Genomic DNA, 17,099 nt, shown 5'->3' with positions numbered 1-17,099 from the left:
CGATTTCCTGAGCTTAGGCACTGCAAAGCAGCATTGCCATGTGGGCTTGACCTTAAACAGCACTTCAAGCTTAGCCTGTGCTCACCGCGACAAGGAGACCAGCATGCCGCACGCCCTGTTTACCCCGCTCACCCTGCCCAACGGCAGCCAATTACCCAACCGCATCGGCAAAGCCGCGATGGAGGAAAACCTCGCTGCGCCCGGCCAACAGCCCGGCGCCACCTTGATTGAACTGTATCGCCGCTGGGCGCAGGGCGGCAGCGGTTTGCTGCTGACCGGCAACGTGATGATCGACGGCCGCGCCATGACCGGCCCCGGCGGCGTGGTGTTAGAGCAAGGCAGCGCGCTGGAGGCCTTTCGCGCGTGGGCACAGGCCGGGCAAAGCGGCGGCGGGCAGATCTGGATGCAGCTCAATCACCCCGGCCGGCAAACCTACGCCAGCTTAGGCGGCCTGCGCTGGGCGCCCTCGGCCGTCGCGCTGGACTTAGGCAAGCACTCGAAACTCTTCGCCGCACCCACGCCGATGACTCATTTCGACATCGCCGAACTGGTGCAACGCTTCGCCAGCAGCGCGCAACTGGCCGAGCAAGCCGGTTTTAATGGCGTGCAGATTCACGCCGCGCACGGCTATTTGCTCTCGCAGTTTCTTTCGCCACTGAGCAACCAGCGCGATGACGACTACGGCGGCAGCCTCGCCAACCGCGCCCGCGTGTTGATCGAGGTGGTCCGTGCCGTGCGCGCCGCCGTTAGCCCCGGTTTTGCCGTGGCGGTGAAGCTCAACTCGGCGGACTTCCAGCGCGGCGGCTTTACTGCCGACGATGCGCGCGAGGTGGTCGAGCTGCTTAACCAAGAAAACATCGATCTCTTGGAACTGTCCGGCGGCAGCTACGAAAGCCCCGCCATGCAAGGCCGCACCGCCGATGGCCGCACCTTGGCACGCGAGGCGTACTTCCTAGAATTTGCCGCCGAACTGGCTAAAGTCGCGCGCATGCCACTGATGACCACCGGCGGCGTGCGCCGCCTGCCGATTGCCGAGCAAGTCATCGACAGTGGCGTGGCCGTGGTCGGCATGGCCACCGCTTTGGCGGTCGAGCCCGACCTGCCCAAGCGCTGGCAAGCCGGTGAAGCACGCATCGGCGAGCTGCCGGCCGTCAGCTGGGGCGACAAGACCCTCGCCGCCGTCGCCACCATGGCGTTGGTGCGCCGCCAACTACGCCGTCTTGGCGCAGGCAAGGCGAGTAAGCCCGAAGCCTCACCCGTACTGTCGCTGCTGCTCGATCGCCTGCGCCTGTCGCGCCTGACCAAGCGCTACCAGCAGTACCTCGCGCAGCGCTGAGTCAGCCAACACCTGCGCCCCCGCCCTGCGCCCACCCAAGGCGCAGGTGCTGGCGGGGTAAGCTCGCTACGCTGCCTGCTGATGCAATCATGGAGACGCAGCATGCAGCCTTTATGTGTGATCGGCGGCACCACCTGGGACACCCTTATCCACCTGCCCGAACTGCCGGCGCCCAGCGCGCAAACCCTATGGGCCACACGCAGCTATCAGGCCCTCGGCAGCACAGGCGCGGGCAAAGCGCTGAACCTCAAGGCGCTGGGCTGTAACGTGAGCCTGCACAGCGTGATTGGCGCCGACCCAGCCGGCGACGCCATCCATGCCGCGCTTGCTGAACACGGCCTTGCCGAGCACCTCTGCCGCAGCAGTGCCGCCACCGAGCAACACACCAACCTGATGGACAGCCACGGCCGGCGCCTGTCGATTTTCACCCAACCGCCAGCAGCCAGCGGGCTCGACCTGAGCGCTACCGCGCAGCACTTGGCGTGCTGCCATGTGGCGATCATCAATATCTTCGATTACGCCCGCCCCTGCCTTGCGCAAGCCCGCGCGCTCGGCACGCCGATCTGGACCGACCTGCACGACTACGACCTCGGCAACCCCTACCACCAAGCCTTTATCGACGCCGCACAGGTGATCTTTCTCGCCAGCGACAACCTACCCGACTACCGCGCCTTTATGCAGCAGTGCATCGCCGAGGGTAAGCAGCTGGTGGTTTGCACCCACGCCGAGCGCGGCGCCAGTCTGCTCGCCGCCGACGGCACTTGGCTGGAACAAGCCGCCCTGCCCATCAGCCAACTACGCGACAGCAACGGCGCTGGCGATGCCTTTTTTAGTGGTTTCGTCTACGCCCATCTCAACCGCTATCCGCTGGCCGACTGCCTGCGTTTGGCGGCTGCCGCAGGCGCCTTGTGTGTAGAGAGCGACCGCCTGTGCAACCCCGCGCTAAACGCCCCAGCGCTATTGGCCCGGGCTACGGTTTAGCCCGCCAAGCTCAGGTTTTGCTCCAACAGACGGCGAAAAGCTGACGCAAAGAAGAAATGAACCGTTATTCATAGTTTTTTTGACGATCACCGTCTATCGCCGCACAATGCACCGCAGGCGACATGCAGCTATGCATTTGCGACATCGCCATGGGTGCGCAACCTCACCTTTTTCTTTTCATCATTCATAACTAGAACGCAACCATCATGAGCACATTCTCCCCGGCCCTGCGGCTGGCCTCTGGCGCCTGCCTGCTGGCTGCGCTGGCGCCGCTTTCGGCGTTAGCCTCTGGCCTAATCCTGTATGAAATCGGTACCGACAACACGGGCCTAGCCAATGCTGGCGCGGCGGCGCGTGCCCAAGGCCCGTCTACCCTGGCCAGCAATATCGCCGGCATGAGTTATCTCGATGGTACGCAGATTACCGCGGGCGCCCAGCTGATTACCGGACAGGTCAATTTCGATACCGATAGCAGCAACAATCTCTCCGGTGGTGGCGGTCACAACGCCATGCCGCTGTCGCCCGGCGCCAGCTTGTTTATCACCCATGCGCTGAACGAACAGTGGCATGTTGGCTTTGCCAACTACGGCGACTTTGGCTTAGGCATCGATTACTCCGATGACTGGGCGGGCCGCTACTACCTGCAGAACGGCACGTTACTGGGCCTAACCCTGATGCCCAGCCTGTCGTTCAAGGCCAATGAGCAGTGGTCATTTGGCCTCGGCTTGCGCGCTTTGTACGGCCTCAGCGAAAGCGAACTGGCGCTGGACAACAACCCGCTGGGTATAGGCACGCACCCCGACGGCAGCCTTGAGTACAAGGCCGACGATTGGGGCTTTGGCGTTAACCTCGGTGTGCTCTATCAAGCCACCCCAGCGACTCGCGTGGGACTGGCGTATACCAGTGCGATCGACCTGAGCTTTAGCGACAAGCTCGATCCCAAAGGCTTAAGCGCCGTGGAGCAAAACCTGTGGAACGCTGGTGGCCTCACCAACGCCAAAACCACGCTGGATATGCAGGTGCCGCAAACCCTGACCGTCAGCCTGTTCCACCAGCTCGACAGCGCCTGGGCGCTACTGGCCAGCGCCAACTGGCAAGACTGGTCGCGCTTTGGCGAGATCGGCCTCGACCTCGACGCCCGCAATCCCACCAGCACCACGCTGGATGCCAATTACCGCGACTCGTGGCACGTCTCGCTCGGCACTCAATATCAGCACAGCCAAAAGCTGCGCTGGAACCTGGGCGCCGCCTACGACAGCTCGCCGGTAGGCGATCAGTACCGCACCGTCACCAACCCCATGGGCGAAGCGTGGCGCTTGGGCACAGGTATCGACTATGCGTTGGAGCAAGACCTGAGCCTCAACCTCAGCTATGAGTTCATCTGGATGGGCGATATGGCGGTGCAGCAGAGCAAAGCGCTGCCGATCAGCGACCCCAAACAAGTCAGCGGCAGTTACGAAAACGCCTGGATGCAAGCCATCAGCAGCAGCCTGACCTGGCGCTATTAAGCAAGGAGAGCCCTATCATGCACAGCATTCGCCCCCTCGGTTTGGCCTGCGCGCTGCTGGCCACCACCACCGCTCACGCCGCCAGCGCGCCAGATTTACCGCAGCTTGCCGAACAGGTGAGCATCTACGGTTTCCCGCTGGTGATGAACTACAAGGTGTTCCACGACACCTTTTTAGACAGCAGCGCCGCCGGCTACAAAGGCCCGCTCAACCAGATTCACCACACCGCGCGTACCTACACGCCGGACGACACCACAGTACAAACCCCCAACAGCGACACCCCCTACTCGCTGCTCGGCACCGACTTGCGCAGCGAGCCGCAGGTGCTCTGCCATGCCGACGTGCCGCAGGACCGCTACTTCAGCGTGCAACTGGTCGATATGTACACGCATAACTACGGCTATATCGGCTCGCGCACCACCGGCAATCAGGCTGGCTGCTTCCTGCTGACCGATAGCCAGTGGCAAGGCAGCACGCCCGACGGCATCAAGCAGGTGCTGCGTAGCGAAACCGCTTTCAACATGGTGATCTTCCGCACTCAGCTGAAATCGCCCGAAGACCTGCCCGCCGTGCAGCAAGTGCAGGCCGGCTACAGTATTCAGCCGCTATCGGCCTACCTGAAACAGCCCGCCGCGCCGGCTGCCGCGCCGATCAGCTGGCCGGCTGCCGATAAGAGCATCTTCACCACCGGCATGCCGGCGCTGCTGAGTTTCCTGCAGCCATTCATGCCGCTGGAACTGGCCTCGCCGGCGGAAAAAAAACTGCGCGAACAGATGCATCTTTTGGGCATCGGCAACCCCGCCGCACTCAAAGACAAAGCCGTGCAGGCCGCTTGGGCCAGCGGTCTGAAGAGCGCAATGGGCGCGATCAACCGCGCCGTGGCGGAGCTGGGCAGCGTGCATAACGGCTGGCAGATTGGCACGGCGGCCGGCTCGCGAGCCTTCTTCAACGACAACTGGCTGCTGCGCGCCGCCGGTTCACGAGCCGGTATTTATGGCAACGACGCCGCCGAAGCCACCTACCCGTTCACCAAACAAGACCTGCATGGGCGCGTGCTAGATGGCAGCAAACATGCCTACAGCCTGACCTTTGCCCCCGGCCAGTTACCGCCGGCCAAGGCCTTCTGGTCGATCACGGTGTACGACGCCAACACGCAGTTTCTGGTCAACAACCCGATCAAGCGCTACCTGATCAACAGCACCATGCTCGATCAACTCAAGCGCAATGCCGATGGCTCGCTGACCCTGTTCCTGCAGCAGCACAGCCCAGGCAAGGCCCACGAAAGCAACTGGCTGCCGGCGCCCAACGGGCCGATCTTCTTGGTCATGCGCATTTACTGGCCGCAAAGCGAATCACCCAGCGTACTGCCCGTGGGGCAAGGCGACTGGCAACCGCCGAAGATCGAAGCCATCAGCCAGCTGAGCGCCAAGGGTGCCAAGCGCCCCGGCGACAAGAGTATGGAAAGCGTGATCCGCACTGACGAGCGTTACGGCCATGACGGTCTGTTCCACGGCCCGCGCGGCGTTGGCTACTGGCGCGACCTGGCTTACCCGGCGCCGATCCAGAACCCCAACCTGTGGCCGGACACGCAGTCCACCTACTTTCTTTCTACCCTGCGCATGCCCGCCGGCAGCCAGCTGATCTTCGATGGCGAGTACCCCTACGCGCGCTATTTCAAGCTGGCGCTGTACCGCTGGCAAGACAACACCTTTGTTTCCACCGGCGAAGCCTTGGCCGGGCCAGACATCGTCGCCAACCACGGCTCGGTGAACCCCTTCGTGGTGGGCGCGCCGCGCTTAGACCCGCAGCGCCAGTTCCGCCTTACCGTGCTCGCCGCCGATGCACCGAAAGACCCCGCCCAGCGCCAACGCAATACCCTGTACGCCGGCGCGCAGGGCGACAAAATCCAGATGGTAATGCGTATCTACCTGCCCGATAACGGCAAAGATGGCGCCGGCTTCGGCAGCGCGCATGCCCCCGAGCCGGGCTTTGGCCTGCCGCGTTACCACGGCCTGCTGGCCGATGGCACGCGTCTGAATGCCGAGCAGGTGGTGGCGCAGTTCAGCCTGCCGATGAGCGGCGCACTGGAACAACCCGTCACCGCCGAGCAATGGCAGGGGCTGGTCAATAACCCGAATAACGACCCAGCGCTCGACCCCGCCACTGCTCCGGCACGCAAAGAGCCCCGCTGGGAAAAGTACTGGTCGTTCAAATACTCCATCGTCGGCGCCTTCATGAGCCCTAAGGCCCGCCAAGCGCTGCCCTACGCCAGTGCCATGGACGGCGGTGGCGACCCCAGCACGCAGTACATGCTGCTGCACCTGTCGCGCCAGTTCGGCCCGGTGTATGTGATGCGCGGCAAGATGCCGACCTTCCCCGACACCTTCTTTGGCGAAACCGGCCAGGGCCTGAGCACCCGTCCCGCCGGGCAAACCCAGTACTGGTCGCTGGTTAGCTGTGAATCAGCACCCTCCGGCCAATGCGTGGACGGCCTGACCGACATGCAGGTGCCGCTCGACGCCCAGCGCAACTACACCATAGTGCTCAGCCGCGCCGCCGACCGGCCGAAAAACGCCACGCTAGAGAACGGCATCGCCTGGCTGGAATGGAGCCCGCGCGGCGAAGGCCTGCACGGCAAAGGCAACCGGGAAGACTTCGCCATGCTGATGCTGCGCTTTATGGCCAACGACCCCAGCTGGCAGCAAAGCCCCGAGCACATCAGCAAGCCCGGCGATGAAGAGCGCGTGATGGGTGACTACTACCCGCGCGGCGAATACATGACCACCGAAGCTTTCGAAGCCCTGTCATTCTGAGTAAGGAACACCGCATGCCCCTCAAACGCACCCTCAAATGGCTCGGCCTGCTGTTGCTCGTCGCCCTAGGCCTGATCATCTACAAACTGTTCGCCCCGGCGATCGGCCTGTTTACCGCCGGCCAAATCAACAAGATTGGCCTGAGCCCCAATGAGCTGGCCGCCAACGGCCCGCTGCCAGGTGAAGTCAGCCTCTATCAGCAAGAACTGGCCTGTTCGCAACAGCTGCCCACCCCGGGTTACTACCCCACCCTCAACGGTGCGGAAATTGCCGATGCACAGCGCAGCGGCGTATTCCCCTGCGCCCGCTTCACCGGTAGCCACGAGGGTAACAATCAGGTCTACGCCTGGCAGAGCGTCGACAGCTATCCGGGCATTTCCTACATCAACAACCGCAAGCCCGGTGAGCTGTATATCGTCGGCGGCGAATACCCAACTCTGAAAGACCTCGTACCGGCAGGCCCCTACATCGCCAAGGCCGATGCCACCACCGGCAAGGAAATCTGGCGCACCTATGTGGATAACCCCAATGCCTCGGGCCGCTGGATTGGCAACGCCAACCTGAACATTCTGGAAAACGGCAATATCCCGTTCTCGTGGTCGAACCAGATCGTGCTGCTTGATGGCGACAGCGGTGAAATCCTCAAGCACAACACCCTGCCCAGCGGCCCGGCCGCAGCGGAAGACGTCAACTTCAAGCACCTAACCATCGCCCCGGACGGCACCCTGATCCTTAAGGACCAGACCCGCCCTGCCGGCTGCCAAGGCCAAGGCACCATGGCGATTCTCAAGTGCGTCGATCAGGGCCTGATGCCGAAAAGCTCGGTCGTGGTGGCCGTCGACCCAGACAGCCTGGAAATTCTTGACCAGCTGGCCCTGCCGGAGCCGGCCGTGTCGCCGCACAACATTGTCGAGTTCGAGGGCAGAATCACTATCTATATCGGCATGGCCACCCGCGTAGGTCGCGCCTTCTGGGACCCGGCCAGCAAGAAGCTCAGCCTCGACGAGAGCTGGCAAGCCTTCCCCATGCAGGAAGGTCAGGGTGCAGCCACCGCGCCGACCATCGTTGGCGACTGGGTGGGTTTCCAGCTCAACGGCATCGGCAGCAGTGTGAAGGCCTCCAGCGTGGTGCTGATCAACCAGCATGACGCCAGCAAAATGGTCACCCACTTCCCGTTTGGCGAGCTAGAAGAAGGCCAGTGGAGCTGGGCGCCGCCGAAAATGGGCGGCGATGCGGAAAACCACATGGTCTACTCCGCCGACGTAGGCATCGGCAAAGTGGCCGGCATCAAGTTCGACCCGCAAACCGGCGCCATGCAGAACGCCTTCATCGTCAACAACAGCACCTCGACCTTCCAGCCGGTGATCGGCCCGAAAGACCAGCGTGTACTGCTGCTGACCCACATGAAGCTGAATGCCCCCAACGAGCCAATAAAGATGGCCGTGTTCACCAGCAACTACACCGAACAGCTGAAATGGCATGACGCCGCCACCGGCGAAGTGCTGGCCGAGTCCGACTTCTTTGCCCCGCTGACCATCAACTCGCTGACCCCGCCGGGCTTCGGCGGCCGCGTGTACTTCCCCAGTGCCGTGGGCGAATACTTCAAAGTGCTGCAAGTGCTGCCCAAGCGCAGCGAACCCTAAGCACAACACTCCAACAGGGCGCCGCAAGGCGCCCTGTTGCTTTACCGCCCCCCCTCCGCACCCAGCCACTGATTTGCCCCGCTGGCAAATTTGCTTTACCCTTTTTGTTAATTGATCGTTCAATTAAAAAGAATTTATGCCCAAAGTCGGAATGCAGCCACTGCGCCGTCGCCAATTGATTGATGCCACCTTGGCCTCGATTGATCAGCACGGTTTGCACAACACCACCATCGTCACCATCAGCCGTTTGGCCGGGGTGTCGAGCGGGATCATCAGCCACTACTTCGGCGGCAAAAATGGCCTGCTCGAAGCCAGCATGCGCCATCTGCTTAAAGAGTTGGGCGACACCTATAAGGCGCGTTTAGCCAAGGTGTCCACGGACGATGCCGAAGGCCGCGTGATGGCGGTGCTGGAGGCCAACTTTGATCGGGTGCAGACCAGCCCCGCGGCGTGCAAAACCTGGCTGGCCTTCTGGGCCGAAGCCATGCACCAGCCAGAGCTGGCGCGCCTGCAGAAGGTCAATGCGCAGCGCCTACTAAGCAATCTGCGTGCGGCGCTTAAGCAACTGCTGCCCGCCGCGCGTGCGCAGTTGGTGGCGCAAGGCCTCGCCGCGCTGATCGACGGTGTGTGGCTGCGCGGCGCGCTGGAAGGCGGCATCGACACGCAACAGGCCAAAGCGCTATGCCGCGACTACTTGGCGCAACAACTGAAATACAAGGATTCCTGATGTCTCACCCCACTCAGCCCACCCTGCCACTGGCCCATAGCTGGGTTGGCGGGCACTACCACGCCGTTGGCGGCGAGCGTTTTATCACCGTGAACCCGGCCACCGGCGCAGCGCTGGCCGAGGTCGAGCAGGCTGACGAAGCGTGCGTAGAAGCCGCCATCGCCAGCGCCGAGCAAGGCTTTGCCGTGTGGTCAGCCATGCCCGCCGTGGAACGTGCGCGCATTCTGCTGCGCGCCGTGGCGCTATTACGCGAACACAACGACGAGCTGGCCCGCCTTGAAGTGCAAGACACCGGCAAGCCTTGGCAAGAAGCCAGCAGCGTGGATATCGCCACCGGCGCCGACAGCATCGAGTTTTTCGCCGGTTTAGCCGCCAGCATTCATGGCGAGCAACAAGACTTAGGCGGCGACTTCTTCTACACCCGCCGCGAGCCGCTGGGCGTGGTGGCGGGGATTGGCGCATGGAACTACCCGCTGCAAATCGCCTGTTGGAAAGCCGCGCCGGCACTGGCCTGCGGCAATGCCATGGTGTTTAAACCCTCGGAAGAAACCCCACTCACCGCGCTCAAGCTGGCAGAAATTTTTCAGCAAGCGGGTCTGCCGGATGGCGTGTTTAACGTGGTGCAGGGCGATCACCGCGTCGGCGAGCTGCTCACCCACCATCCGCGCATCGCCAAAGTGTCGTTCACTGGCGAAGTGGGCACCGGCAAAAAGGTTATGGCCGCCGCGGCCAGCAGCCTGAAAGAAGTCACCATGGAACTAGGCGGCAAGTCGCCGCTAATCATCTTCGCCGACAGCGACTTGGACGAAGCGGTCGGCGCGGCGCTGGTGGCCAACTTCTACACCCAAGGCGAAGTCTGCACCCACGGCACCCGCGTGTTCGTTGAGGACAGCATCCACGATGTGTTTGTCGCCAAGCTCAAGGCGCGCTTAGCCAATATCCACCTTGGTGACCCGCAAGACCCGCGCACCAACTTAGGCGCGCTAATCAGCGCCAAGCACCGCGACAAGGTGCTGGAGTACATCGAAAGCGGCGTGAGCGAAGGCGCCACCTTGCTAGCCGGCGGCCAAGCCGCGCAACCGGCCGGTTGTGAGCAAGGCTACTTTGTTGAGCCGACCGTGTTTGTCGATTGCCACGACGACATGCGCATCGTCCGCGAAGAAATCTTCGGCCCAGTGATGAGCGTGCTGCGCTTTAGCGATGAGGCCGAGGTCATCCGCCGCGCCAATGCCACCCACTACGGTCTTGCCGCTGGGGTGTACAGCAACGACCTGCGCCGCGCGCATCGGGTGATCCACCAGCTGCAAGCCGGCATTTGCTGGATCAACAGCTACGGCGCTTCGCCCGCCGAGATGCCCGTCGGCGGCTACAAGCAGTCCGGACTTGGCCGCGAAAACGGCGTGGAAACCCTGCGCCATTACACCCAGATCAAAAGCGTGTACGTCGGCATGACGCCGCTGCAATCACCGTTTTAAGGGCCTGTTATGCAAGATAACCGTTACGACTACCTGATCGTCGGCACCGGCTCGGCCGGCTGCGTGCTGGCTAATCGCCTATCCGCCGATCCTAGCCACCGCGTGCTGGTGCTTGAGGCCGGCAAGCGCGACAACACGTGGAAAATCCACATGCCGGCGGCGCTGACCTACAACCTCGCCGACAGCAAGTACAACTGGTACTACCACACCGAAGCGCAAGAACACATGAACGGCCGCACCCTGTATTGGCCGCGCGGCAAAGTGTGGGGCGGCGGCAGCGCACTGAATGCCATGGTGTATATCCGTGGCCACGCGCTGGACTACGACCGCTGGGCCAGCGAAGGCGCCAGCGGCTGGAGCTACGCCGAGGTGCTGCCCTACTTTAAGCGCGCCGAAAGCCGCGAAGTAGGCGGCGACGCTTGGCGCGGCAGCGCAGGCCCGCTGAACGTGCACACCGGCGACGAGCCCAACCCGCTGTTCCAAGCCTTCTTGGATGCCACCGCAGAGGCTGGCTACCCCGTCACCGACGACATGAACGGCCGCCAGCAAGAAGGCTTCGGCAAGATGGACATGACCATCCGCCAAGGCAAGCGCTGGAGCACCGCGCAAGCCTACCTGCGCCCAGTGCTGCACCGCAGCAATCTGCACGCCGAAACCGGCGCACTGGCCACGCGGATTTTGTTCGACGGCGAGCGCGCCGTGGGCGTGGAATACCGCCAGAACGGCCAACTCAAGCGCGCCTACGCCGAGCGCGAGGTGATTCTGGCTGGCGGTGCGATCAACAGCCCGCAACTGCTGATGCTCTCCGGCATAGGCGACGAAGCGCAGCTCAAACAGCACGGCATTAGCGTGCAGAAGCACCTGCCGGGCGTGGGCCAGAACCTGCAAGACCATCTGGAGCTGTACGTACAGCAAGCCTGCAAACAGCCAGTCACGCTGTATCGCTACACCCGCTTGCCGGGACAGCCGATTGCTGGCGCCAAGTGGTTTATCAATAACGACTGGGGCCCGTGCCGCACCGCGCACTTAGAAGTGGGCGGGTTTATCCGCACGGAAGCCGGGGTGAAGCACCCCGACTTGCAGTACCACTTCTTGCCGTCACAGGTGATCGATCACGGCCGTAAAGACCCGGAATGCCACGCCTATCAAGCCCACGTCGGCCCGATGCGGCAAGAAAGCCGTGGTCAGCTGACCTTGCGCTCGGCCAACCCTGAAGAGCACCCGCGCATCGAGCCGAATTACTTGGCCACCGACCGCGACCGCTGGGAGATGCGCCAGAGCGTAAAGCTGACCCGCGAGATCTTCGCCCAGAAAGCGTTCGATTCGTTCCGTGGCGAAGAGCTGCGCCCGGGTGTGGATGTGCAGTCCGACAGCGCCATCGACGCTTTTGTGCGCCAATACGCCGACAGCGCCTATCACCCCAGCTGCACCTGCAAGATGGGCAGCGCCGACGACCCGCTGGCCGTGGTCGATAACCAAGCCCGCGTGTTTGGCGTCGGCAACCTGCGCGTGGTGGATGCCTCGATCATGCCCAGCATCGTTAGCGGCAACCTCAACGCGCCGACCATCATGCTGGCGGAGAAATGCGCCGACCATATCCTCGGCCAGCAACTGCCAGCCGAACACGCCGAAGTGTGGGTGCACCCGCACTGGGAGACCGCTCAACGTTAACCCATTCATCCGGCGCGCCGCGCATGGCGTGCCCGCTGCCTATCGGCCTGCGGCTAGTGCACACGACTCAGCGTGCGCAGTGATGCTGTAGCCCAATAGCCAGCGCTCTAGTAAAAAACCCTAGGAGCTTGCATGAACCTGCCCCAAACCCTTCTCACCGCCGCCCTCACCTTGGGCCTAACATCCGGCGCCATGGCCGCCGAGCCTGAGCAGTGCCAGAAGGTACGCTTCTCGGATGTTGGCTGGACCGACATCACCGCCACCACCGCGATGGCCAGCGAAATCCTCGATAACTTGGGCTATCAGCCGCAAACCCAGCTGCTGTCGGTGCCAGTGACCTTCCGCGGCATGCACGATGGCGACTTGGATGTATTCCTCGGCAACTGGATGCCGAGCATGGAAAACGACATCCGCCCGTATCTGGACAAGCAAAGCCTCGACGTGCACGCCACTAACCTGACCGGTGCCAAATACACCCTCGCCGTGCCGGCCTATGTGTATGACGCCGGGGTGAAAACCTTTGCCGACTTGGCCAAGCACGCCGAGCAGTTCGACAGCAGCATCTACGGCATCGAGCCGGGCAACGATGGCAACCGCCTGATCAGCGACATGATCAAGGCCAATGCCTTTGGCTTGGAAGATTTCCGCCTGGTGGAATCCAGCGAAGCGGGCATGTTGGCGCAGACCAAACGCGCGATTCGCCGTAACGACTGGATCGTGTTCCTCGGCTGGGCGCCGCACCCGATGAACCAGTACTTCGACATGCGCTACTTAGACGGCGGCGACGACTGGTTCGGCCCCAACTTCGGCGGCGCCGAAGTGCATACCGTGGTGCGCAAAGGCTACGCCGCCGAGTGCCCGAACGTGGGCAAACTGCTGAGCAACCTGCAGTTCACCGTGGCGCAAGAGAACGCTTGGATGGCCGCCATTCTGGATGAAGACCTCGACCCGCGCGAAGCCGCCAAGCAGTGGCTAAAAGCCAACCCGCAAACGCTGGAAGCGTGGCTGAATAACGTCACCACCTTCGACGGCCAGCCGGCACTGCCTACGGTTAAAGGCAAATTGGCGCTGTAAAACCCCAAGGCAAAAAAACGCCGCCCCCTGCTGCGAACAGGGGGCGGCGTTTTGCTGTGTAGCCGGTAAAACTTAGCGCTGGGCGCTGGGCGCTGGGCTGCTGCTGGGTGATGCAGTGGATATTGCCGCCGCCTAAAAGAATCTCGCGGCCCGGCACCATCACTACCTCATGCTCGGGGAAGATCTGCTTGAGGGTGGCCTCGGCCTCGGCGTCTTTCGCATCGTCAAACTTAGGCGCGATGATGCCGCCGTTGACGATCAGAAAGTTCACGTACGAACCGGCCAAACGAATCGACGGATCGCGCGGCTGACTGCCCGCTACCCAATCCACCCCAGCGCACTCTTCGGCCGTGGCATACAGCGGGCCGGGGATGGCGATTTTGTGCACGGTCAGCGAACGGCCTTTGGCGTCGCGGGCGTTTTCCAGCACGCGCAGGGCGGCTTGGCAGCGCGGGTAGTTGGGGTCGTTCGCATCGTCGGTCCAAGCGAGCAGCACTTCGCCGGGGCGCACGTAGCAGCAGAAGTTATCCACATGGCCGTCGGTTTCGTCGTTATACAGGCCGTCCGGCAGCCAGATCACCGTATCGACAGCCAAGTGCTCGGCCAGCAGCGCTTCGATCTGCTCGCGGGTCAGATGCGGGTTGCGGTTGGCGTTGAGCAGGCATTCCTCGGTGGTGATCAGGGTGCCTTCGCCGTCGACGTGAATCGAGCCGCCTTCCAGCACAAAGCCTTCGGTGCGGTAACGCTGGCAGCCTTCGATCTGCAAGATCTTTTGCGCTACTTGGTCGTCGCGCAGCCAGGGGAAATACAAGCCGCCATTGAGGCCGCCCCAGGCGTTAAAGGCCCAGTCCACGCCGCGCACGGCGCCTTGATCGTTGATCACGAAGGTGGGGCCGGTGTCGCGCACCCAGGCATCGTCGGTGCTGATTTCCACCACGCGAATGTTGCTGTACTCGGCCAGCCGCGCCACGGCGTTTTCATACTGCGCCGCGCTGGCGCACACGGTCACCGGCTCAAAACGGGCAATCGCCGCCGCCACGGCAGTAAACGCCGCCTGCGCCGGTTTGCCGCCTAAGCGCCAGTTGTCGGGCCGCTCGGGCCAAGCCATCCAAGTTTGCTGGTGGGCTTCCCACTCGGCGGGCATGCGAAAGCCATCGGCGCGCGGGGTGCTGGTTAGCGTGGTCATAGGGTTACCGCCATCAGAATCAACAAAAACGGCGCAGGCTCAGGCTGCGCCGCGTACGGCCGGGCTTATTCGGAAGCCATCTCGCCATCTAAGGTGCCGATCGGCCAATACAGGTTCGGCCGACGATCGCGGAACACGCCCCACGCGGTGCGGACTTTCTCCAGCTCGGTCAAATCGAAGCTGTGTACCAAAATGCCTTCTTCGGTTTGGTTCAGCTCCTGCACTTTTTCGCCAAACTGGTTGGCGATAAACGAGCTGCCGTAGAAGGTGATGTCGTAGCCGTCTTGCTCTTCTTTGCCGATGCGGTTGCTGGCGATCAGCGGCATCAGGTTGGCCCCGGCGTGGCCTTGCTGCACGCGCTGCCAATGCTCACGCGAGGTGATGCTGGCATCGTGCGGCTCGCTGCCGATGGCGGTGGGGTAGAAGAGGATCTCCGCGCCCAACAGCGCCATGCTGCGCGCGCACTCAGGGAACCACTGGTCCCAGCAGATGCCCACGCCGATTTTCGCGTAGGCGGTGTCCCACACCATAAAACCGGTGTCGCCGGGGTTGAAGTAGTACTTTTCGTGGTAGCCGGGGCCATCGGGGATATGGCTCTTGCGGTACACGCCCAAGTTGCTGCCGTCGGCATCGATGATCGCAATGCTGTTAAAACGCGCACGTCCGGCACGCTCGAAGAAGCTGATCGGCAGCACTACTTTTAGCTCGGCGGCGACTTTCTGGAAATGCAGAATCGCTGGGTTTTCCTCCACTGGGGTGGCTAGCTGGGTGTAGTCGGCGTTGGGCTTTTGGCAGAAGTAGGGGGTTTCGAACAGCTCCTGAATCAGGATGATCTGCGCGCCCTTGGCGGCGGCAGTGCGCACCAGCTTCTCGGCGTTGGCAATATTGGCCTGTGAATCCCAAGAACACGCCATCTGAGTGGCGGCGACGGTAACCATGCGTGACATAGAGCACCTCGAAAGTCGGTGAGTGGGCGTCATCTGACACTAGCAGATGCAGCGTTTGGGCACTTTATAACCGATAAATATCGGCTTTGGTAGCATATTGTTTTTGCAATTCTGTTTTTATTCGGCACAAAAGCCGATAAAGATCGGCAATGGTGGCGGGATTTGTAGGCTTGTAGGCCGGGTTAGCCGCAGGCGTAACCCGGATGGCAGGGCGCAGGCCTGCTGGGGCGAGCAATAAACCACCTCCGGCAGCCCGTGCCCCGCCCAACAGGTTGGTTTACGCACGGTGCCAAGCTGGCTGCTGAGCGTGTCGAACCCTCTTGTTTCGCCCCTCCCGGGCGAGTCACTTTTGCCAGTCGCGGCAAAAGTAACCCAAAACGCTTGCCCCACTATCCGGCTCGGCTTCGCCGAGTCCCTTCGCTCCGGCAGGCTTACGTGGGGCCACGGCGAAGGGCTATCCCTAGCCCATCGCCGCTTGCGCCGCATCCCTGCGGCTTACCCCACTACAGCCAGCCTACACTCAGCCGAATAAAAGGGGCGATTGGTGCAAGCCGCACGCTAGGTGATGGCTTCGCCAAAAAGCTTTTGCAGTTCAAATGCCAAACTTGCAAACCGCCAAACCATCGACCTGCACCAATGCCCCCTCCAGCAGGCCGAGTGGAAGACTGCTGGAAGAGGTTAAGCGGCAGGGATGCCGCGCAAAGCCCGATGGGCCATGGATGGCCCTTCGGGCTGGGCCTCTGGAAGCAGTCTGGAGCGAGGGAACTCGGCGCAGCCGAGCCAATGTTGGGGGCCTGTTTCTTGTGCTTACTATTCTTTCGCAAAGAATAGTAAGTCGCCGGGAGGCGAAATAAGTACTTTTCGTTGTACTCCAATAGTCAGCTTAAGCATTGAGATGCCCCGAGCAACTACGAAAAAATAAAGCCGCTCTATTTTACCTGTTTGAGCCTAGAGGCTCTATGTTCGTGACGAAAAACCTCTATGGCAGTCTCAAGCTCATAGAAAGCGTCTGGATACATGGCGAGTTCAAAATCGCCCAAACAAAGCCAGCTCTCAATCTTTAAAGTTTGTTTTTTGCTTTTCAAAATAACCGCATATGTTCCATTCTGATTGATTTTCGTCTCTGCAGCGTATAGATCATGCCAACATATTTTGCTTGTATTATAGGGCGGCAGAAGTATTCTCGGGATTTCGATTCCACTTTCTGAAATAACGATGCTCTTGTTTCTCGGTGAGGCAGCCAGCCATGCGCCTACGACGACACTTGATAGAAAAGAGAATACTTGAGCATCCGTGGACTGTGAGAAAGACTCGCCGATATAGCCATGCGTGCCTAGTACGAATATCAACAAAAAACCTATAAACAGCAAAACATGACTCATGGGAATTTTGTATTTTATCTCCGCCTTAGCCAACACTAAACACCCACCTCTAAACATAAAAAAACATCAATCCTTACTTTGTTCAATATTATTTAGCAAGTAAAAACAATTCACCCCAAGACAAAAACAATCATTATTTAATAAAATGCAGATAGTTCACCAAAATTGCAAACTTTTCCGAGGGCACGTTATTCGCCATAATTGTGGCCCGCCCCGACCAACTCGATTATTCCCGCAGTACCTTCATCATGAGTGTCGATGAGCTAGGGAAACGCTGATTTATTAAGCCTCACACCAGCACCAGTGCCGATTCGCAGCGCAAAATCAGAAAACCAGCTCGATTCCCCGCATGACTA

Annotated in this window: 12 protein-coding genes; 9 read left to right on the top strand and 3 right to left on the bottom strand. The window is 61.3% G+C overall.

Annotated elements, in window-relative coordinates; translation table 11 throughout:
* The first annotated feature begins 103 nt into the window (after window positions 1–103).
* From BMX80_RS09870 to BMX80_RS09830, 9 genes are all read left to right on the top strand, one after another.
* Complete coding sequence (locus tag BMX80_RS09870; RefSeq protein WP_074867810.1) at window positions 104–1,336, top strand: NADH:flavin oxidoreductase/NADH oxidase family protein; 1,233 nt, start codon at window positions 104–106, stop codon at window positions 1,334–1,336.
* A 102-nt stretch (window positions 1,337–1,438) separates the two neighbouring features.
* Window positions 1,439–2,317 (top strand): carbohydrate kinase family protein, encoded by an 879-nt coding sequence (locus BMX80_RS09865; protein ID WP_074867807.1) that lies wholly within the window; start codon window positions 1,439–1,441, stop codon window positions 2,315–2,317.
* 206 nt (window positions 2,318–2,523) lie between these two features.
* Window positions 2,524–3,825 (top strand): OmpP1/FadL family transporter, encoded by a 1,302-nt coding sequence (locus BMX80_RS09860; RefSeq protein ID WP_074867805.1) that lies wholly within the window; start codon window positions 2,524–2,526, stop codon window positions 3,823–3,825.
* Window positions 3,826–3,842: 17 nt separating this feature from the next.
* Window positions 3,843–6,638 carry a DUF1254 domain-containing protein gene (locus BMX80_RS09855; RefSeq protein ID WP_074867802.1) on the top strand — a complete coding sequence of 932 codons (2,796 nt, stop codon included), beginning with the start codon at window positions 3,843–3,845 and terminating at the stop codon, window positions 6,636–6,638.
* Window positions 6,639–6,652: 14 nt separating this feature from the next.
* Window positions 6,653–8,281: a hypothetical protein gene (locus BMX80_RS09850; protein WP_074867800.1), complete on the top strand. Its 1,629-nt coding sequence runs from the start codon at window positions 6,653–6,655 to the stop codon at window positions 8,279–8,281.
* Between the two features lie 136 nt (window positions 8,282–8,417).
* The gene (gene betI / locus BMX80_RS09845; protein WP_074867797.1) at window positions 8,418–9,008 is read left to right on the top strand and encodes a transcriptional regulator BetI; all 591 of its coding nucleotides are present in this window, start codon (window positions 8,418–8,420) and stop codon (window positions 9,006–9,008) included.
* Window positions 9,008–10,483: a betaine-aldehyde dehydrogenase gene (gene betB, locus BMX80_RS09840; RefSeq protein WP_074867795.1), complete on the top strand. Its 1,476-nt coding sequence runs from the start codon at window positions 9,008–9,010 to the stop codon at window positions 10,481–10,483. Before betI ends, betB begins: the two co-directional genes overlap by 1 nt.
* A 9-nt stretch (window positions 10,484–10,492) precedes the next feature.
* On the top strand, window positions 10,493–12,154 hold the full coding sequence (locus tag BMX80_RS09835; RefSeq protein ID WP_074867792.1) for a choline dehydrogenase: 1,662 nt from the start codon (window positions 10,493–10,495) through the stop codon (window positions 12,152–12,154).
* Window positions 12,155–12,286: 132 nt separating this feature from the next.
* Window positions 12,287–13,228, top strand: coding sequence for a choline ABC transporter substrate-binding protein (locus BMX80_RS09830; protein ID WP_074867789.1), 942 nt, complete (start codon window positions 12,287–12,289; stop codon window positions 13,226–13,228).
* On the opposite strand, the gene aguA is transcribed toward BMX80_RS09830, so the two are convergent.
* The 3 genes from aguA to BMX80_RS09815 all read right to left on the bottom strand — a co-directional run bounded on the left by aguA (window position 13,206) and on the right by BMX80_RS09815 (window position 16,743).
* Window positions 13,206–14,414: an agmatine deiminase gene (aguA, locus tag BMX80_RS09825; protein ID WP_083394294.1), complete on the bottom strand. Its 1,209-nt coding sequence runs from the start codon at window positions 14,412–14,414 to the stop codon at window positions 13,206–13,208. The genes BMX80_RS09830 and aguA overlap by 23 nt on opposite strands.
* A gap of 65 nt (window positions 14,415–14,479) precedes the next feature.
* The gene (gene aguB / locus BMX80_RS09820) at window positions 14,480–15,361 is read right to left on the bottom strand and encodes an N-carbamoylputrescine amidase (RefSeq protein ID WP_074867786.1); all 882 of its coding nucleotides are present in this window, start codon (window positions 15,359–15,361) and stop codon (window positions 14,480–14,482) included.
* Window positions 15,362–16,290: 929 nt separating this feature from the next.
* Entirely contained in the window at window positions 16,291–16,743 is a 453-nt protein-coding gene (locus tag BMX80_RS09815; RefSeq protein WP_139214080.1) for a hypothetical protein, read from the bottom strand.
* Between the last annotated feature and the right edge of the window lie 356 nt (window positions 16,744–17,099).

The organism is Atopomonas hussainii (assembly GCF_900109735.1).
GTDB lineage: Bacteria > Pseudomonadota > Gammaproteobacteria > Pseudomonadales > Pseudomonadaceae > Atopomonas > Atopomonas hussainii.
This window is presented reverse-complemented; position numbering and strand designations above follow the sequence as displayed.